The sequence below is a fragment of the Streptomyces huiliensis genome (genome assembly GCF_020037025.1).
Lineage (GTDB): Bacteria > Actinomycetota > Actinomycetes > Streptomycetales > Streptomycetaceae > Streptomyces > Streptomyces huiliensis.
The window spans coordinates 1-18261 of record NZ_JAIQLH010000246.1; the positions used below are offsets into that span (position 1 = coordinate 1).

At 73.3% G+C, this 18261-nt stretch carries 19 protein-coding genes and 1 pseudogene; 8 read left to right on the plus strand and 12 right to left on the minus strand.

Translation table 11 applies throughout. The features are described from left to right. Positions 1 to 784: pseudogene (locus tag JNW98_RS29690) on the plus strand (DEAD/DEAH box helicase); the annotation flags it as partial. A gap of 218 nt (positions 785 to 1002) precedes the next feature. Here JNW98_RS29690 and JNW98_RS29695 read toward each other — a convergent pair. After that, entirely contained in the window at positions 1003 to 1773 is a 771-nt protein-coding gene (locus tag JNW98_RS29695) for an SDR family oxidoreductase (protein ID WP_223771390.1), read from the minus strand. Positions 1774 to 1840: 67 nt separating this feature from the next. Between JNW98_RS29695 and JNW98_RS29700 the strand changes: the two genes are divergently transcribed. Beyond that, positions 1841 to 2749, plus strand: a complete 909-nt coding sequence (locus JNW98_RS29700) for an alpha/beta fold hydrolase (protein WP_223771391.1) — start codon at positions 1841 to 1843, stop codon at positions 2747 to 2749. Here the strand turns inward: JNW98_RS29700 and JNW98_RS29705 are convergent. Together JNW98_RS29705 and JNW98_RS29710 are read right to left on the minus strand one after the other, a co-directional pair. Beyond that, positions 2724 to 3500, minus strand: coding sequence for a VOC family protein (locus tag JNW98_RS29705; RefSeq protein ID WP_223771392.1), 777 nt, complete (start codon positions 3498 to 3500; stop codon positions 2724 to 2726). The two genes, JNW98_RS29700 and JNW98_RS29705, sit on opposite strands and share 26 nt — an antisense overlap. 245 nt (positions 3501 to 3745) lie before the next feature. Continuing rightward, entirely contained in the window at positions 3746 to 4672 is a 927-nt protein-coding gene (locus tag JNW98_RS29710) for an NYN domain-containing protein (RefSeq protein WP_223771393.1), read from the minus strand. 187 nt (positions 4673 to 4859) lie between these two features. Between JNW98_RS29710 and JNW98_RS29715 the strand changes: the two genes are divergently transcribed. Next, positions 4860 to 5012 carry a DUF8834 family protein gene (locus JNW98_RS29715; RefSeq protein ID WP_004945549.1) on the plus strand — a complete coding sequence of 51 codons (153 nt, stop codon included), beginning with the start codon at positions 4860 to 4862 and terminating at the stop codon, positions 5010 to 5012. A 131-nt stretch (positions 5013 to 5143) separates the two neighbouring features. Here the strand turns inward: JNW98_RS29715 and JNW98_RS29720 are convergent, their stop codons facing one another. The 4 genes from JNW98_RS29720 to JNW98_RS29735 all read right to left on the minus strand — a co-directional run bounded on the left by JNW98_RS29720 (position 5144) and on the right by JNW98_RS29735 (position 8422). Beyond that, complete coding sequence (locus JNW98_RS29720) at positions 5144 to 5749, minus strand: MarC family protein (protein WP_223771394.1); 606 nt, start codon at positions 5747 to 5749, stop codon at positions 5144 to 5146. 224 nt (positions 5750 to 5973) lie between these two features. After that, positions 5974 to 6834 carry a PHP domain-containing protein gene (locus JNW98_RS29725; protein ID WP_223771395.1) on the minus strand — a complete coding sequence of 287 codons (861 nt, stop codon included), beginning with the start codon at positions 6832 to 6834 and terminating at the stop codon, positions 5974 to 5976. A 218-nt stretch (positions 6835 to 7052) separates the two neighbouring features. Beyond that, positions 7053 to 7694, minus strand: coding sequence for a DUF6758 family protein (locus JNW98_RS29730; protein WP_223771396.1), 642 nt, complete (start codon positions 7692 to 7694; stop codon positions 7053 to 7055). A 104-nt stretch (positions 7695 to 7798) separates the two neighbouring features. Further along, positions 7799 to 8422 (minus strand): suppressor of fused domain protein, encoded by a 624-nt coding sequence (locus JNW98_RS29735; protein ID WP_223771397.1) that lies wholly within the window; start codon positions 8420 to 8422, stop codon positions 7799 to 7801. 489 nt (positions 8423 to 8911) lie between these two features. Here JNW98_RS29735 and corA point away from each other — a divergent pair, with 489 nt between their 5' ends. After that, the gene (gene corA / locus JNW98_RS29740) at positions 8912 to 10018 is read left to right on the plus strand and encodes a magnesium/cobalt transporter CorA (RefSeq protein WP_223771398.1); all 1107 of its coding nucleotides are present in this window, start codon (positions 8912 to 8914) and stop codon (positions 10016 to 10018) included. Here corA and JNW98_RS29745 read toward each other — a convergent pair. Beyond that, positions 9996 to 11018, minus strand: coding sequence for a DMT family transporter (locus JNW98_RS29745; RefSeq protein WP_372459351.1), 1023 nt, complete (start codon positions 11016 to 11018; stop codon positions 9996 to 9998). The genes corA and JNW98_RS29745 overlap by 23 nt on opposite strands. Positions 11019 to 11086: 68 nt before the next feature. Between JNW98_RS29745 and JNW98_RS29750 the strand changes: the two genes are divergently transcribed. After that, positions 11087 to 11590, plus strand: a complete 504-nt coding sequence (locus JNW98_RS29750) for a hypothetical protein (protein WP_223771399.1) — start codon at positions 11087 to 11089, stop codon at positions 11588 to 11590. A gap of 180 nt (positions 11591 to 11770) precedes the next feature. Here JNW98_RS29750 and JNW98_RS29755 read toward each other — a convergent pair whose 3' ends face one another. After that, the gene (locus tag JNW98_RS29755; protein ID WP_223771400.1) at positions 11771 to 12565 is read right to left on the minus strand and encodes a hypothetical protein; all 795 of its coding nucleotides are present in this window, start codon (positions 12563 to 12565) and stop codon (positions 11771 to 11773) included. 154 nt (positions 12566 to 12719) lie between these two features. Between JNW98_RS29755 and JNW98_RS29760 the strand changes: the two genes are divergently transcribed. Genes JNW98_RS29760 through JNW98_RS29770 form a run of 3 tightly spaced genes read left to right on the plus strand, consistent with a single transcriptional unit; the run spans position 12720 to position 15801 of the window. Next, positions 12720 to 14039, plus strand: coding sequence for a magnesium transporter MgtE N-terminal domain-containing protein (locus JNW98_RS29760; RefSeq protein ID WP_223771401.1), 1320 nt, complete (start codon positions 12720 to 12722; stop codon positions 14037 to 14039). Continuing rightward, entirely contained in the window at positions 14029 to 14601 is a 573-nt protein-coding gene (locus JNW98_RS29765; RefSeq protein WP_223771402.1) for a DUF1003 domain-containing protein, read from the plus strand. Before JNW98_RS29760 ends, JNW98_RS29765 begins: the two co-directional genes overlap by 11 nt. A gap of 42 nt (positions 14602 to 14643) precedes the next feature. Next, entirely contained in the window at positions 14644 to 15801 is a 1158-nt protein-coding gene (locus JNW98_RS29770; protein WP_223771403.1) for an Mrp/NBP35 family ATP-binding protein, read from the plus strand. 63 nt (positions 15802 to 15864) lie between these two features. Here the strand turns inward: JNW98_RS29770 and JNW98_RS29775 are convergent, their stop codons facing one another. The 3 genes from JNW98_RS29775 to JNW98_RS29785 form a co-directional block, all read right to left on the minus strand. Continuing rightward, complete coding sequence (locus tag JNW98_RS29775) at positions 15865 to 16647, minus strand: hypothetical protein (RefSeq protein ID WP_223771404.1); 783 nt, start codon at positions 16645 to 16647, stop codon at positions 15865 to 15867. A gap of 148 nt (positions 16648 to 16795) precedes the next feature. Continuing rightward, complete coding sequence (locus JNW98_RS29780; protein ID WP_223771405.1) at positions 16796 to 17275, minus strand: sec-independent translocase; 480 nt, start codon at positions 17273 to 17275, stop codon at positions 16796 to 16798. A gap of 117 nt (positions 17276 to 17392) precedes the next feature. After that, a partial coding sequence (locus JNW98_RS29785) for a S1C family serine protease (RefSeq protein WP_223771406.1) occupies positions 17393 to 18261 on the minus strand: 869 nt, incomplete at its 5' end.

Here is an 18261-nt window from a genome sequence, read left to right on the forward strand (position 1 = left end):
CGCCACCGCGCCGGCCGCCCCGGCGAAGCGCACGCGGCGCGTCGCGACGCGGGCCGTCACCACGCTCGGCTCGGACGCCGCTACGGCGCCTGAGCCGGTCGTCGAGGCCGCCGCGCCGGCCGTCGAGGCGGAGGCCGAGGTCAAGCCGAAGCGGACGCGTACCGCCAAGAAGGCCACCGCCGCGCCGGTGGCCGAGGGCGAGGCGGAGGTCAAGCCCAAGCGCACCCGCACGACCAAGAAGGCCACCGCCGCTCCCGTCGCCGAGGCGGAGGGTGAGGCCGAGGCCAAGCCGAAGCGCACTCGCACCACGAAGAAGGCCGCTGCCGCGCCGGTGGCTGAGGGTGAGGCGGAGGTCGAGGCGAAGCCGAAGCGCACGCGTACGGCCAAGAAGGCCTCCGCCGCTCCCGTCGCCGAGGCGGAGGGTGAGGCCGAGCCCAAGCCGAAGCGCACTCGCACCCCGAAGCAGGCCGCTGCCGCGCCGGTGGCAGAGGGTGAGGCGGAGGTCGAGGCGAAGCCGAAGCGCACCCGTACGGCCAAGAAGGCCACCGCCGCTCCCGTCGCCGAGGCGGAGGGTGAGGCCAAGCCCAAGCGCACTCGCACCGCCAAGAAGGCCGCCGCCGCTCCCGTCGCCCAGGACGAGGCCGAGGTCAAGCCCAAGCGGACGCGGACGGCCAAGAAGGCCGCTGCCGCTCCCGCGGTGGAGGGTGAGGCGGAGGCGAAGCCGAAGCGGACCCGCAAGAAGGCCGCTGCCGCGCCGGTGGCCGAGGCGGAGGTCGTGGCCTAAGGGGATTGGGCCCCGGACCCACCCTTTCACCGTTTCTTGCGGGAGGTCCCGCACCCCGGGCGCACCTGCGGCGCGCGTCCTCAAACGCCGGACGGGCTGATTCAGCCCGTCCGGCGTTTGAGGACAACCGCGCGGAGCGCGGTTTCAGGGGGGCTGGAGGCCGACCCCCAGGAATCGGCGAAGGGGCGGGACCGGGGCACCGCCCGCCGCAGGCGCGCCTACGCCGCGAGCCCCCCGTCCACGGCCACCGACGCCCCCGTCACATACCCGGCGGAGGGCGAGGCGAGGTGGGCGACCGTCGCCGCGACCTCCTCCGGCCGTGCGTACCGGCCAAGAGCCGTCGCCCCCGCCTGAGCCTCGGCGAAGGGCCCGTCCGCCGGGTTCATGTCGGTGTCGACGGGACCGGGGTGGACGATGTTGACGGTGACACCGGCGGGGCCGAGCTCGCGGGCCAGGGACTTGGTCAGGCCGATGAGGGCCGCCTTGCTGGTGGCGTAGAGCGTGCCGCCGGGGAACGGCACGTACTGCGTCATGCAGCTGCCGATCATGACGATGCGCCCACCCGCGCCGAGGTGCCGCACCGCCGCCTGGGTGGCCAGGTAGACCCCTCGGACGTTGACGGTGAGGACGCGGTCGACGTCCTCCTCGGTCAGCTCGCCGATCGGGCCGAGAGCGCCGACACCCGCGTTGTTGACGAGGACGTCGAGGCGTCCGAACTCCGCGACGACCGCGTCCACCGCGCCGCGTACCGCCGCCGCGTCCGCCGCGTCGGCGCGTAGGGCCAGGGCGCGCCGGCCGAGGGCCTTCACCTCGGCCACGACGTCCGCCGCGGCCTCCTCGTTCGTCTGGTAGGTGAAAGCGACGTCGGCACCGCCCGCCGCCAGGCGGAGGACGACGGCCCGGCCGATGCCCCGGCCGCCGCCGGTGACGAGGACGGCCTTGCCGTCGAACTCGTTGGGGACTACTGCGCTGTTCACTGTGTTCTGCATGTTTCGATCTTCTTCGCCCGGGCCGCCCGGGGCTGGCGGCCATCGGACGTCGCGTTAGCCTCGGACCATGAGCAGGCCGCCGTTCCTCACCTTGCCCCCCTGTGCCCGTGCGTACCGGCTCGCCACCGCGCGCGGGGAGTTCGCCGTCCACGACGCCCGGCCGGCCGGCGCGCACCGGGGCACGGTGCTGCTGGTGCCGGGGTTCACGGGCAGCAAGGAGGACTTCATCGCGCTGCTGGAGCCCCTCGCGGAGGGCGGTCTGCGGGCGGTCGCGGTGGACGGGCGGGGGCAGTTCGAGACGCCCGGGCCCGACGACGCGGCGGCCTACGCCCCGGACGAGCTGGCGCTCGACGTCCTGGCGCAGGCCGCCGCGCTCGGCGACGGTCCGGTGCACCTGCTCGGCCACTCGCTCGGCGGGCTGATCGCCCGGGCGGCCGCGCTGCGCGAACCGGGCGCGTTCCGCTCGCTGACGCTGATGAGCAGTGGGCGGGGGCCGGTCTCGGCCGGGCAGCAGGAGCGCACCCGGTTGCTGATCCACGCCCTGGAGGGGCTGGGGATGAGCATGGAGGAGGTGTGGCGGGAGATGCTCCGGCTCGACGCTGAGCAGAGCGGCGACCCGGAAGAGAGCATCCTGCCGACGGAGCACGGCGCGTTCCTGCACCGACGGTGGCTCACCACGCACCCCCTCCAACTCACCACCACAGCCCGGCAGTTGATGACCGAGCCGGACCGCGTCGCGGAGCTGGCGCGGCTGCCGCTGCCGCTGTGCGTGGCCTCCGGCGCGGAGGACTACGCCTGGCCGGTGCCCGAGCTGGACGCCATGGCGGCGGAGCTGTCCGCGCGGCGCGTGCTGGTCGAGGGCGCGGGGCACTCGCCGAACGCCGAGGAGCCGGCGGCCACGGCCGCCCGGCTCCTCGACTTCTGGGCCCCGACGGCCTGCCGGCCGGCGGTCAGCAGCCCCGCGCCGCCTCGGTGACCGTGAAGATGCCGCCCTCGGGATCGCAGAGGGTCGCCTCCTGGCCGACCCGCGAGACGCCCGGCTCGGCGACCACCGAGCCGCCGGCCGCGACGGCCGCCTCGACGGCCTTCTCCACGTTGTCGACGCGGAAGTAGACGTGCCAGCGCGGCCGGACCTTGGGGTCGGGGGCCGCCTCGACGGCGCCGCCACGCAGACAGGCCACCGTCTGGCCGGCGACCCGCACCATCACCACGTCGTCCTCGTAGCGCACGTCCGTGTCCTGGCCGTCCCACTGGAAGACGCCGCCGTAGAAGAGGGCGGCGTCGAAGCAGTCGCGGGTGCGCAGTTCCAGCCAGGCGGGGGCGGCGCCGCTGCCGATGCTCCAGTCGCGCAGCACCCGCCCCTCCCAGAACCCGAAGACCGCGCCGTCCGGGTCGGCGGCCAGCACGGCACGGCCGCCGCCGAAGGCGAGCGGACCGACGGCGACGGTGCCGCCGCGCTCGCGGACCCGTGACGCCGCGGTGTCCGCGTCGGCGACGGCGAAGTAGCTGCTCCAGTGGACGGCCACGCCCATCCGGCGGGCGACGTTGCCCAGCCCGGCGACGGACCGGCCGCCGGAGAGGGCGACGCAGAAGTCCTCGCCCAGCGAGCCCTGCCGGAAGGTCCAGCCGAGCACCGCGCCGTAGAAACGCTGCGCCGCGCCGAGGTCGCCGGTCAACAGGCTCACCCAGCAGGGCGTCCCCGGCCCCGCACGGTCGGAAGCCGACATGGCCGATCGCCTCGTCTCTCTTGTCCGGTACTCCAGCGGTGACGGGTGGCCGGCGCGCGTCGGGCCGCGTCCCACCCGTAGCAAGGGTTCCACTCGGTCCTCCGGTACGCATTCCGGCACGCGCGTCCCACGCGCAGTTCTTCCCCTGGGCGTATGCCCCCGTTCCGTCACTCCATCCCCGGCCGCTTCGGGGGCTCCCGAGACCTCGGGAGCCCCTCGCGCCTCACCGAAAATCCCGGAGCACCTCAGAACCGCATCCGCAGGTGGTCCCAGAACCCGTCGCGCAGCGCCCGGCGCAGGTCCGCGTGGCCGCGCAGGGACAGGCCGAGCAGCGCCTCGGCGGCGACCAGCAGCTCCTGGTCGACGGCGCCCGGCAGGTAGGGGTGGCCGGGGAGGAGCTCGGACAGGGCGTCCGGGCCCCGGGCACCGAGCCACTCGGAGGCCACCCGGGCGCCGACGAACCGCACCTCCTCGCGGTCCGGGACCGGCCCCCGGTGCGCCGGCGCCTCGGGGGGCGGCTCGGGAGCGGCCCGCCGGGTCACGTAGGGCTCGCAGAAGTCGCGGTCGAAGGTGCGCCGGCTGTCCACCTCCCACAGCAGCGGGTCCGCCTGGTTGCGTCCGCCCGGGGCCTCGATGCCCCAGAGGTGCACCCGGGCGCCGTACCCCTGCGCCGCCTCGACGGCGGAGACCAGGTCCTCGTCGCCGCCGACGAGCACGGCGTCGCTGATCGCCCGGTGCCGGGCCAGCGTCTCCAGGTCGGTGCGGATCAGGGAGTCCACGCCCTTCTGCTGGTTGTGGGCGTTGAGGTTGCCGAGCCGGACCTTGACGTCGGGGAGCTCGGCGATGCCCTGCTGCTCGGTGGTGTGGATGCGGCGGCGGGCGCCGTCGTACCAGTAGACGCGCAGCAGTCGGCTGTCGGGGAAGATCGTCCGCGCCTTGTCGATGAACGCCTCGATCAGGCCCTCGGCGTCGAGCTCGATGGCCCGCCGGTCCTCGCTGCCGACGACGAGGCGGCCGGCGGCGGCGTAGGCGTAGCCCGCGTCGACGAAGACGGCGTGGGTGGCGGGGGTGGTCGCGACCTCGGCGAGGACGCGGGTGAGTAGTTCGTTGGTGCGCTCGATGCCGGCCACGACGTCGGCCAGGTCGAGTGCTCCGGGGTGTTCTTCGTTCATGTGGGGGGCTCGCTCACTCAAAACACTACCGGTCAGTAATTAGTCATGATAAAAATTTCTTTAGCGTAGGGAATGTTTGCAGACGACACCTCGTTGGACACGTATGGGAACGCACCGCAACGCTGCGGCGCCGGTTCCCGTTTCTGCCGAAGTTCTCCTCAGGAGGATCAGACGAAGGGAGAAGCCTGTGCGCTTCGAGATCATGCGACTGGACGACGTCGACGGCACCGCCCTCGACAGCACGGTCGTGGACGCCGCCTCCGTCAACCGGATCGTGCAGCAGGCCGCCTCCATCGGCCAGCGCATCTACATCCGCCCGGCCGACACCGCGACGCGGTGACAGGCTGAAGAGTACGCACGTCCGGCAGCCGTCGGACGCGGAACGCCCCCGCACGGACCGTCCGTACGGGGGCGCTTCGCGTTCACGGGGGCGTACTCCGGCCGCTCGCGCGGTCGTTCGCCCCTCCCGGATCACCAGTTGTGGATCACCTGGGAGACGCCGTTGATGATCTGCTGCACGGCGAGCGCGGACAGCATCATGCCCGCGAGCCGGGTGACCAGCACCACGCCGCCGTCCTTGATCACCTTGATGATCAGCAGCGAGTAGCGCATCACCAGCCACAGCACCACGTGCATGGCGGCGATGGCGGTCCACACCGAGACCTGGGAGGCGAACGAGTCCGCGTGCTGCACGGCGAGGATCACCGAGACGATCGCACCCGGCCCGGCCAGCAGCGGCATGCCCAGCGGCACCAGCGCGGCGTTGACGTCCTTCGTCTGCGTGGGCTCCTCCGACTTGCCGGTGAGCAGGTCCAGCGCGATGAGCAGCAGGAGCAGACCGCCCGCGATCATCAGGGCCGGGGTGGTGATGTGCAGGTAGTCCAGGATCTGCTGGCCGCAGATGCCGAAGACGGTGATGACGCCGAACGCCACCGTCGCCGCCTGCCAGGCCATGCGCCGCTGGACCTTGGCGGGCCGGCCCGAGGACAGGGCGAGGAAGATCGGCGTGATCCCGGGCGGGTCCATGATCACGAAGAGGGTGAGGAAGAGCGAGCCGAAGACAGCGAAGTCGAACACAGTGAGGGCCTTGCGGTGTGGTGCCGGTCGGAGGACGGGGAAGACGGGGCGGGGAGTGGGAGAAGCGACGTCGCGTGGAACGGTCGTCGCGGAAGGAAAAAGGGAGCGCCCGGAGAGTGGAGTGGTCGCGCGCCGGCGTCATACGGCGCACGGACGCGCGCGGAAGCCCGGACGCCGTCGGCGGCATCCGGCCCGCGCTGGGGGCCTTCCGGGGTGGTGCGGGCTCAGCCGCCCGCGCCCGGGACGGGGAACGCGCCCGTCGCGCGGCGCGTGATCTCGCCGTAGATCTCGGGATCGGTGGTGAACTCGCCGAGCGCACAGGTCTTGTTGCGGCCGTGGTAGTCGCTGGAACCCGTGGTCAGCAGGGAGAGGTCGGCGGCGAGGCCGCGCAGCCGGGCCCGGGCGGAGGCGTCGTGGTCCATGTGGTCGACCTCGACACCGTCCAGTCCGGCCGCGGCCAGCTCGGCTATCGCGCCCTCGGGGACGCACACGCCCCGCTTGACGGCCAGCGGGTGGGCGAGGACGGTGACCCCGCCGGCGGCCTTGACCAGCCGGACGGCCTCGAACGGGTCGAGCTCGTACTTGTCGGCGTAGGCGCGGCCGCCGTTGCCGAGCCACTCGGGCGTGAACGCGTCCGAGACGGTGTCGACCACGCCGAGCTCGACCATGGCCGTGGCCACGTGCGGCCGGCCCACGGCGCCCTGGGCCAGTTCGGCGACCCGCTCCCAGGTGACGGGGACGCCGAGGTCGTTCAGCCGGGCCACCATCGCGCGGGCCCGGGGCTCGCGTCCGTCGCGGACGAGCTCGCGCGCGCGGGCGAACTCCGGCTCCGCCGGGTCGAAGAGGTACGCCAGCATGTGCACCCCGACGCCGTCGGCGCCGCCCAGCCGGCAGGAGAGTTCCGCGCCGGTGACGAGGGTGAGGCCGGGCGGGAGCGCCGCGAGGGCCTCCGCGTGCCCGCCGACGCCGTCGTGGTCGGTCAGCGCGACGACGTCCAGGCCCGCCGCGGCGGCGTTGCGGACCAGCTCGGCGGGGGTGTCCGTACCGTCGGAGGCCGTGGAGTGGGTGTGCAGGTCGATGCGCACGACACGGGCCTCCCAGCGAACGAAGCGAACGGGGCGAACAGACGGGAACCGAACGGACGGAACCGATCAGAATCACGCTACGGACGGAACCGGTTCAGGATAACGGTCGTCCGCCCGCTCCCCGGCCGGTCCGATCCGGCACCCGCGGTGCGGCGGTTTGTACAGTGCGGCGTCCTGCGCGGCGCCACGGGGGTCGGCGCAGGGGTCGTCACGGGGGGTCAGGGCGAGACGATCCAGGGCGAGAGCGCCCCGCAGGGCAGCAGGTCCACCTCGGCGCCCGCGTCCCGCAGGTCGGTGAGGACCAGCTCGTCGTACATCAGCAGCCCGGACCGCTCGGGCCAGACGATGGCCCACAGCCAGAGGCCGCACGCCTCGCCGGCGAAGACGGCACGGTCACCGGGGACGCCGGAGACGTGCCAGAGCGGGGTGGGGCGGCCCGCCGCGAGGACCTTGGCGTCCGGGGGGCCGTCGACGCCCAGCCGCGAGCCGGGGTCGGGGCCGTCGATGCCCGCGTACCGGGCGCCCAGTCCGACGCCCAGTTCCTCGGCGACCAGCAGCAGCTCCCCCGGTCCGCCGAGCGGTCCGGGCCCTGAGCAGGCGACGGCGGTGGCCCGGCCGCCGCTGCGGTCGTCACCGGCGCAGACGACGCCGGTGAACAGCCAGCCCACCGGCAGCGGCCAGGGCATCCAGACGGGGACCCGCGCCCGGCCGACGACGACGGCCAGCGCCTCGACGCTCGGCGGAACCACGGGTTGCAGAGGGTGCACGCTCCCGTGCACGGCGCACTGCCAGGAGTCGGCGAAGAGACCGGGCGCACGGACCCGGCCACCGCACTTCGGGCAACTGGGTTCGCCCCTCATAGGTTCCAACGGTCCTCCGAGGGCGCCGTCGCGTCAAGGACGATCACCCTTCCGGAGTGCCGACCGCCGGCCCCGGTGCCAGTCGACGGTGTCGGTCGACGGCGTCAGTCGAGCGGGACGCCCTTCCGCAGCGGGTCCCGCAGGTCCGTGCCGTGCCGCAGCCAGCGCTCCTGGAGGGCCGCCGCGCCGTGGACGCGCTTCCAGGCGGCCTCGTTGGGGGTCATCGGCAGCAGCGGGAGGAAGCGGACGGGGTCCATCGGCGCGTCGAGCGCCAGGTCCGCGACCAGTCCGCCCGGCTCGCCGACGAGGACGGCGGTGAAGGACGCGCCCGGCCACAGCGGCTCACCGGTGTCCAGGGACGCGCCCGGGGCCACGACCAGGCCCTCCACCTGCGGGGAGGCGGCGAGCACGGCGAGCGGCCTGAGCACCTTGTCTGTGTCGGCGCGGCCCGGGCGGACGGTGAGGAGCAGCTCGGCGCGCGGCCCGCGCACCGGGTCGGCCAGCGGGGACGTCGGGTCGGCCATGGGGTGCGCGGACATGCCGAGGGTGGCGTAGCGGACGGCGTCCCCCTCGGAGTCGCCCGTTCCGGGCGCGGGGAACGTTCCGGACACGGGGAAGCGGAGGACCTCGATGCGGTCGGTGCCGAGGAAGGTCACCGCGGCGCGTGCGTCCGGTTCCCCGAAGGCGGAGCGGAGTCCGGCCTCGACCCGGGCGAGAACGTCTGACATGGCGCCGAGCATAGAACGTGTATCGAACAGGCAAAGCGGGGGCTTGACGTCCCGGGCGGCTGCTAGCCTTGGCCTCTGGTCAGGGAGTTACGTCCGTCCCTCAGCGGGGACCGGCCGGAGGAGGTGGGGCTGCGGTGGATCCTAGTCGACCGTGCAGTACCGACAGTTCTCCCGTCTCTCCGCTCCGGACGCGCGTCCCGCATTCCCTGTGATCTGACGCCTTCCACCGCCGGGCTCCACGCCGGCTCCGGAAGTCCCTTCGCGCCCGCGGCTCTTGGCGGAAGAACGCTGCCTTTACGCCCTCCCGCAAGCCTTCAGCGAAGTTCTCCGCGAACTGCCGCCGTTCTCGTTCGGCGCACGAAGCGCGGCCCGCTTCGTGGACGTACGCCTGTGTCCGTACCCCGTTCGTCACAGGCCCGCACGTCCCCGTTCCTGGCCGTGTTGCCCCGCGCCCCCCGACCGGCGGCCGGCCCGTGAATGGAGCCAGCCATGTCGATGATCCGTGACCTGCGCGCCGCCGTCCGTCCCGCCCTGCGCCGCGGCGGGACCCCGTACGAGTACGACGCCACTCGCGACGCGTCCACCAGCACCGCAGTGGTGGACTGCGCCGTCTACCGCGAGGGGATGCGGGCCAGCGCCCCCTGCGGCCCCGCCGAGGCCATGCGGCGCGTGCGCGCCGACGGCGGCTTCGTCTGGATCGGCCTGCACGAGCCGACCGAGCAGGAGTTCGCGGGCATCGCGCGCGAGTTCAACCTGCACCCGCTCGCGGTGGAGGACGCCGTCCACGCCCACCAGCGGCCCAAGCTGGAGCGGTACGACGACACCCTGTTCACCGTCTTCAAGACGATCCACTACGTCGAGCACGCCGAACTCACCGCGACCAGCGAGGTGGTGGAGACCGGTGAGGTGATGTGCTTCACCGGCGAGGACTTCATCATCACCGTCCGGCACGGCGGCCAGGGCTCGCTGCGCGCCCTGCGGCACCGGCTGGAGCAGGACCCGCCGCTGCTGGCCAAGGGCCCGTCGGCGGTGCTGCACGCCATCGCCGACCAGGTCGTGGACGGCTACATAGCGGTCGCCGACGCGGTGCAGGACGACATCGACGAGGTCGAGATCGACGTCTTCTCCGCCCCCAGCAAGGGTTCCTCGCGGGGTGGCGACGCGGGGCGGATCTACCAGCTGAAGCGGGAGGTGCTGGAGTTCAAGCGGGCGGTGACGCCGCTGATGCGGCCGATGCAGCTGCTGAGCGAGCGGCCGATGCGGCTGGTCGACCCGGACATCCAGAAGTACTTCCGGGACGTCGCCGACCACCTCGCCCGGGTGCACGAGCAGGTGGTCGCCTTCGACGACCTGCTCAACTCGATCCTCCAGGCCAACCTCGCGCAGGCGTCCGTCGCGCAGAACGAGGACATGCGCAAGATCACGTCCTGGGCGGCGATCTTCGCGGTGCCGACGATGATCGCTGGCATCTACGGCATGAACTTCACGCACATGCCGGAGCTGAAGTGGAAGTACGGCTATCCCATGGTCATGATCGTCACCGTCGCCATCTGTGTGACGATCCACCGCGGCTTCAAGCGGAACGGCTGGCTCTAGCCGGCCGCCGCTCCCCCCGCCCCGAGCGCTCCGCGGCGATCACCAGGGCCAGTCCGGCCAGGATCACCGCGAGCGCCGGGTAGGACGCGGCCGGCGGCAGCTGCCCCAGCCAGAGCGCCGCGATCAACGCCGCACCCGGTGTCTCCAGCAGGATCGCCGTCGAGGTGACGGACGGGCCGAGGCTCTTCACCACCCGGTTGACCAGCGAGTGGCCGAGCAGCTGCGCGGTGGCCGTCAGCAGCACCAGCTGCGTCCAGGCCCCGCCGTCGTACGGGCCGAGGGAGGCGCCGGATATGAGGCAGGCCGCGAGCAGGGCGACGGTCGTCGTCGCGTAGCAGACGAGGGTGTACGGGACGGTGGCCACCGTCCGCCGCACCTCCGCGCCCAGGAGGACGTAGCCCGCCGCCGCCATGCCGCCCGCCAGCGCGAGGCCGTCCCCGGCCAGGGCGCGCGGGGAGCTGGACAGGTCCACGCCGGTGAGGATCACGACGCCGAGGAAGGCCAGGGCCGTGCCCGCCCAGGCCACGGCGGGCTGCCGCCGACCGCGCATGCGGAGCAGGATCATCGTCCATATCGGGGTGGTGGTGACCAGCGCGGTCGAGGAGGCGACCGAGGTCATGCCGAGGCTCGGCAGCCACACGCCGAAGTGCAGGGCCAGCAGGGCGCCCGCGGCGACGGACAGCAGCACCGCCCGGCGGCTCATGGCGCGCAGCGCGGCCCGGTGCCGCAGCAGCGCGACCGGGGTGAGCACGCCCACCGCCATGGCGTTGCGCCAGAACGCGATGGCGAGCGCGGGGACGGCCGTGATGTGGGCGATCAGCGGCGCGGACAGGGCCAGCCCGGAGACCGCGACCAGGAGGAGGACGAGGTCGAGGGATGCCAGGGACGCTGTCCCCCGTGCGGGGGCCGGTCCGGCGCCGGGGTGCGGTGCGGCAGGCGCGGCGACTGCCGGCCGCTCGGTACAGGAATCGCTCACGCGCCCAAGCCTAGGCCGCAACATCGCGCAGGGTAACCGGAATCATCGGCGCACGGAGGGACGAACCGGCGCGGGGCCCTAGAGTTGGGCGCATGACGGAGACGCGGGCGCTGATCGAAGAGGCTGCCAAGAAGTCGGGCCTGATCTGGGTCCAGGGGCCGGACGGGCCGAGCCGGGCCCTCTGGCACGTCTGGCACGAGGGCGCGGTCCACGTCGTCGGCGGCCCCGGCGAGCAGCCGCTCGACGGCCTCGGCCTCGTCGACGGCGGCACCGCCTCGGTGACCGTCCGCAGCAAGGACAAGGGCGGCCGGCTCGTCGAGTGGACCGCCGCCGTCACCGAACTCCCGCCCGGCGGCGAGGCGTGGACCGCGGCGGTCGCCGAGCTCCGGCCCAAGCGGCTGAACGCGCCCGACGCGGAGACTCTCACCGAGCGGTGGGCGCGAGACTGCCGCGTCCTCCGGCTCGCTCCCACGGGGGCTACGGTGCCGCTGCCCGACGGGTCCTTGGCGGCCGTGCCGCTGCCTACTCCCGCCACGACGCGGCGGGCGATGCCGGCGGGGTTGCCGCGGCTGCTGCGGCGGGGGCGGCGCGGCTGAGCGCCTGCGGCGGGCTGTGCCCCGGTCCCGCCCCTTCGCCGTTTCTTGCGGGGGCCAGCCCCCGCACCCCCGAAACCGCGCTCCGCGCGGTTGTCCTCAAACGCCGGACGGGCTGGACTGTGCCTGAGCGGGCACTATCAGCCCGTCCGGCGTCTGAGGACGAGGGGCAGGACCGGGGCATCACCCCCCAGCCGGCAGCCGCTCCCCATAATCCAGCGTCTGCCCCTTCGGCGGCACCCGCAGCGGAAACCCCTTCCCCCACTCCGCGAAGTCCAACTCCCCCGCCCCACCGGCCCGTTGCAGCCGCAACGGATAAGGCGTCCCGTCGAGGGACACGTCCAGGACGCCGCCGGAGCCCCGTGCGTCCCCCGCCGTCAGGCGGATGGACCGCGTACCGCCCACCGTCCCGTGGTCGCCACGGAGCAGCTTGCCGTGCAGGCCGAGGAGGCCGTCCAGGAGGGTGTTCTTGTCGGTGAAGCCGCGCAGCTGCTGGTAGGCGGGGTCGCCGGAGGGCACCTTGACGTACTTGCCGTTGAGCTTCTGGGCCGCCGTGGCGAGGTCGCCTTTGCCTTTCTTGCCGGCGGCCGGCGCCGGCACCGGGTTCGGGCCGCCGCCGGGGCGGGCGCCCGCGCCGCCGCGGGACCAGAAGGCCGCGTCCGCCTTGACGAACAGTTCCTCGCCCACCCGCAGCAGCTCGAAGGCGACGTCCCCGGACGTGACCTTGCCGCTGCCGCCGTCCTTCCGCAGCCGGACGTCGATGCGGTAGGTGCGGCCCTGGCTGACGACGTTGCCGGACAGGTGGACGGCGTCGGCGGCGCGGGCGGCCTCGCGGGCCCGGTCCTGGATCACCGCGGCCTTGAGCTTGCCCACGCCGTTGGTCCCGGCGTCCGGGTCCTCCTCGCCGCCGCAGGCCACCAGGGCCGTGGACAGCCCCACGCACAGGGCCCCCACGAGAGCCGCCTTCCGGGTTCGCACCTGCTCCTGCCTCCTGTCAGCGCCGGATACGGCAGCGTACTCGCGCCCCCTGCGTCCCGGGTGCCTCCCCCGGCGCGGAGCGGCAGTACGCGGCCGGTCACGTTAGCCTGAACCGGACAACGGCCGGGGGCGGTCCGTGGAGGAGGTGTGCGGCATGGCGGCGAGCGTCCGCGTGTTCGTGTCGCACCTGTCCGGAACGGCCGTGTTCGACCCGAACGGCGACCGGGTCGGCCGGGTCCGCGACGTGGTGGCGATGCTGCGGGTCGGCGCCCGCCCACCGCGCGTGCTGGGGCTGGTCGTCGAGGTCGTCAGCCGGCGCGTCATCTTCCTGCCGATGACCCGGGTGACGGGCGTGGAGTCCGGCCAGGTCGTCACCACCGGCGTCGTCAACATGCGGCGCTTCGAACAGCGTCCGACCGAGACCCTCGTGCTCGGCGAGCTGCTGGACCGCCGGGTGCGGCTGGTGGCGACCGGCGACGAGGTCACCGTCCTCGACGTGTCGATCACCCAGCTCCACGCCCGCCGCGAGTGGGAGATCGACAAGGTCTTCGTCCGGCGCGGCAAGGGCGGGGCGCTGCGCCGGAAGGGGGAGACCCTGACCGTCGAGTGGTCGGCCGTCACCGGCTTCTCGCTGGAGGAGCACGGGCAGGGCGCCGCCAGCCTGCTGGCCACCTTCGAACAGCTGCGCCCCGCCGACCTCGCCAGCGTCCTGCACCACCTGTCCCCCAAACGGCGTGCCGAGGTGGCCGCCGCCCTCGACGACGACCGGCTCGCGGACGTCCTGGAGGAGCTGCCGGAGGACGACCAGATCGAGATCCTCGGCAAGCTGAAGGAGGAGCGCGCGGCCGACGTCCTGGAGGCGATGGACCCCGACGACGCCGCCGACCTGCTCTCCGAGCTGCCCGAGGAGGACAAGGAACGGCTGCTCACCCTGATGCAGCCGGGGGACGCGGCGGACGTGCGCCGGCTGATGGCGTACGAGGAGCGGACGGCGGGCGGTCTGATGACGACCGAGCCGATCGTGCTGCGGCCCGACGCCACCGTCGCGGACGCCCTCGCCCGGGTCCGCAACCCCGACCTCTCCCCCGCGCTCGCCGCCCAGGTGTACGTCTGCCGGCCGCCCGACGAGACGCCGACCGGCAAGTACCTGGGGACCGTCCACTTCCAGCGGCTGCTGCGCGACCCGCCGTTCACGCTCGTCGGCTCGATCACCGACACCGACCTGCGCCCGCTGCCCCCGGACACCCCGCTGCCCGCCGTCACCAGCTACCTGGCGACGTACAACATGGTCGCGGCGCCCGTGGTGGACGCCGGCGGCTCGCTGCTGGGCGCGGTCACCGTCGACGACGTGCTGGACCACCTGCTGCCGGACGACTGGCGCGAGACGGAACTGCACCAGGGTGCTCTGGGTATGAGCGCGATGGCGGCGGCGGAAGATTCCAGCGAGCCGGGGGAGGCGAGGGATGGGGAGTGACCGGGGCCGTGAGCACGGTCTGCCGCGGGAACGGGCGAAGGAACGTTCCGCCGCCCCCGCGCCCCAACGCGTCCGGCTCGACCAGCCGAAGCCGAAGCGGCGCCGCTGGCTGCCGGAGTACGACCCGGAGGCGTTCGGCCGGACCTCGGAGGAGATCGCCCGCTTCCTCGGCACCGGCCGGTTCATCGTCTGGATGACGGTGATCGTCGTGCTGTGGGTGGTGTGGAACACCACGGCCCCCGGCCATCTGCGCTTCGACCGCTACCCCTTCATCTTCCTCACCCTGATGCTCTCCCTCCAGGCCTCCTACGCCGCCCCGCTGATCCTGCTGGCGCAGAACCGGCAGGACGACCGCGACCGCGTCAACCTGGAGCAGGACCGGGAGCAGAACGAGCGGTCCATCGCCGACACCGAGTACCTGACGCGGGAGATCGCCGCGCTGCGGATGGGCCTCGGCGAGGTGGCGACGCGGGACTGGATCCGCTCCGAGTTCCAGGACCTGATCAAGGAGCTGGAGCAGCGCCGGGTATTCCCCGAGGAGAGTGAGGAACGCGACCGCTGACGGGCTTACCCCGGTGTCGGTGGTCCGCCGTACCATCAGGGCATGGCTACCGAGACCCCTGGCACCGTCCCCGCCGAAGAGGCGGTGCGCGCCGCGCTCGCTACGGTGAACGACCCCGAGATCAACCGGCCCATCACCGACCTGGGCATGGTGAAATCCGTCGACATCGCGGGTGACGGCTCGGTCGCGGTGGCGGTCTACCTGACGGTCGCCGGCTGCCCGATGCGGGAGACGATCACCGAGAACGTCCGCAAGGCGGTCGCGGGCGTGGCGGGTGTCACCGGTGTGACGGTCGAGCTCGACGTGATGGGTGACGAGCAGCGGCGCGAGCTGGCCGCCTCGCTGCGCGGCGGGGTCGCGGAGCGCGAGGTGCCGTTCGCCAAGCCCGGTTCGCTGACCCGCGTCTACGCGGTGGCGTCCGGCAAGGGTGGCGTCGGCAAGTCCTCGGTGACGGTCAACCTGGCGGCGGCGATGGCGGCCGACGGGCTGAAGGTCGGCGTCGTGGACGCGGACATCTACGGTCACTCGGTCCCGCGCATGCTGGGCGCCGAGGGCCGCCCGACCCAGGTCGAGAACATGATCATGCCGCCGTCGGCGAACGGTGTGAAGGTCATCTCCATCGGCATGTTCACCCCCGGCAACGCGCCGGTCGTCTGGCGCGGCCCGATGCTGCACCGCGCGCTCCAGCAGTTCCTCGCCGACGTCTACTGGGGCGACCTCGACGTCCTCCTCCTCGACCTGCCGCCGGGCACCGGCGACATCGCCATCTCGGTCGCCCAGCTGGTGCCCAACGCGGAGATCCTGGTGGTGACGACGCCTCAGCAGGCCGCCGCCGAGGTCGCCGAGCGGGCCGGTTCGATCGCCGTGCAGACGCACCAGAAGATCGTCGGCGTCGTGGAGAACATGGCCGGGCTGCCCTGCCCGCACTGCGACGAGATGGTCGACGTCTTCGGCACCGGCGGCGGGCAGCTCGTCGCCGAGGGCCTCACCCGCACCACCGGCGCCACCGTGCCCGTGCTGGGCTCGATCCCGATCGACGTCCGGCTGCGCGAGGGCGGCGACGAGGGCAAGCCCGTCGTGCTGTCCGACCCGGACTCGCCGGCCGGCAGCGCGCTGCGCGCCATCGCGGGCAAGCTGGGCGGGCGGCAGCGGGGGCTTTCGGGGCTGTCGCTGGGTATCACGCCGCGCAACAAGTTCTGAGCGGACGGGCTCCCCGGGGCGGACGCGTGCGGGGCGGGCGCGGACGCGTGCCGCCCCAGCGCGTCAGCCCGCGTACGAGGCGATGTCCTCGATGGCCGCGAAGCCCATGCCGTAGGCGCTCATCCCGCGTCCGTACGCGCCGATGTGCACCCCGCCGGAGCAGCCGGCGGCCGTGCAGGAGCCGGTGTCCCCGCCGTGGCCGCAGGCGTGCGGGGCGGAGCCGGCGAGCACCCAGCCGTACTCCGACTCGCGGTAGCGGAACTCGGCGGACACGCCGTCGACCGGCAGGGAGAGGGTGCTCCAGGGGGCCTCGTCCAGCTGGTCGGCCAGTTCCCAGGCGAGGGCCGTCTGCTGGTCGAGCCAGTTCTGCCGCAGGGCCCGTTCCATCCGGGCGGGCCAGGTGCAGGCGAGGAGGCCGGCGCCGGCCAGCCAGGCGGCCGAGGAGACCGAGGTGGCCTCCAGCACGCCCGTGCCGTCGGCGCTGCGGCGCACCGGGCGGCCGGCGACGGTCACGACGACCGCGAAGCGCTGCCCGTCGGAGAGGGTGCCCGCCTTGTCGAACCGGTCGGGCTTGGGGGAACGGCCGGGGTGGCTTGAGCGGAGCGTGGGCTCCGCGCCGTGGCCCGTCGCGCCGTGCTCCACCGTGCCGTCGGCGGCCGTGCCGACCTGGAGCAGCCAGCGGCGTCCGGTGAACGCGCCGTCCAGCCCGTACCAGGGGAACGCCGCCTGGAGGTAGCCGTCGAGTGGCCGCCGCTCGCCGGGTGCCCGCTCCGGCTCGTCCTGTCCCTCGGGGAGGGTCTCCCCGGCGGGCGCTCCGGCCGTCACTGCCCGGCTGGTGGTCTCCATCTGCGCGGCGCCTCCTCGTTGCCCCGTCGTGCCCGGCGTGCCGTTCCGGCGAGCGCCGTCGCCGTCGACCCGGACAAGGGGAGGATAGCCACCCGCGTCAATGGGGCACCGCAGGCGTGGCTCAGGTGGCGTCGCTCGTCCGCGGAGCTCAGGTGGCGTCGGAGTCGAACGGGGGCCGCTCGCCCGGCTGGACGGGCCCGGTCTTCTTGACCAGGTCGGGGCCCTGCTTGGTCAGGTCGGGACCCTTTTTGAGCAGGTCGGGACCGCCGGAGGACTGCGAGGCGGCGGGCTCCGGGTCGCGTCCGTGCACCGCGTCGGTGACTCCAGACAATTCGGACATCTCGGAGCGGAAGTCGAAGCCGTTGCGGATCTCCTTCAGCCCCAGCTCGTCCTTGTCCAGGACGTGCTTGCGGACGAAGGTGCGCGGGTTGAGGTCCTCGAACTCGAAGTCCTTGAACTCGGGGCCCAGCTCGGAGCGGATGTCCTCTTTGGCGCTCTCCGAGAACTGCCGCAGCTTGCGCAGGGTGCGCGACACGTCCTGGATCATCTTCGGCAGCTTGTCCGGACCGAAAATGAGCAGAGCGAGGACGACGAGCGCGATCAGCTCGGGAAGTCCTATGTCGAGCACCTGCAGCTCCTTGATGCGTGGGCGGCCCAGGGGTTCAGGCCGCCTCTCACGGTACCTGGCCCGGCGGGCGGTGCGGGAGACGGCCGGGCCAACATCGGACCAAGGGCCGGTTCGGGATCAGCTGGAACTGGCCGTCCCGAGCGTCATCCGGACCGTGCGCTCCTTGCCGTCGCGCTCGACGGTGAGCATGAGCCGGTCGCCCGGCCGATGACTGCGGATCTTGACGATGAGCTCCTGACCACTGCGGACGGGGACGTCGTCGACCTTTTTGATCACGTCGCCGGGGGCGATGCCCGCCTTGTCCGCCGGGCCGTTCGGGGTCACGGGGGTGCCGCTGCCGCCCTTGGGGTTCACCCGGGCGCCCTCGCCCTGGTACTCCATGTCGAGTGACACACCTATCACCGGATGGGTGGCCCGGCCGGTGTTGATCAGCTCCTCGGCGACCCGCTTGGCCTGGTTGACCGGGATGGCGAAGCCGAGACCTATGCTCCCGCCCTGGCCGCCCGACTCCGACGAGCCGCCTGCCGAGCGGATGGCGCTGTTGATGCCGATGACGCGGCCGCGGGAGTCCACGAGGGGGCCGCCGGAGTTGCCCGGGTTGATCGGGGCGTCCGTCTGGAGGGCGTCGACGTAGCTGACGTCGCTGCCGTCGCCCTTCTTGCCGCCGGCGGTGATCGGGCGCGCCTTGGCGCTGATGATGCCCGTGGTGACGGTGCCGGCGAGGTCGAAGGGGGCGCCGATGGCGACCACCGAGTCGCCGACGTGCACGGAGTCCGAGTTGCCGAGCGGCAGCGGGGTGAGCCCGGAGACGCCCTTGACCTTGACGACAGCCAGGTCGTAGCCGCTGTCCCGGCCGATGACGGTGGCCTTGGCGGTCTGGCCGCCGTTGAACGTCACCTGTATCTCGCCGCCGTCGCCCGCCGGCTCGACGACGTGGTTGTTGGTGAGGATGTGCCCCTTGTCGTCCAGGACGAAGCCGGTGCCGG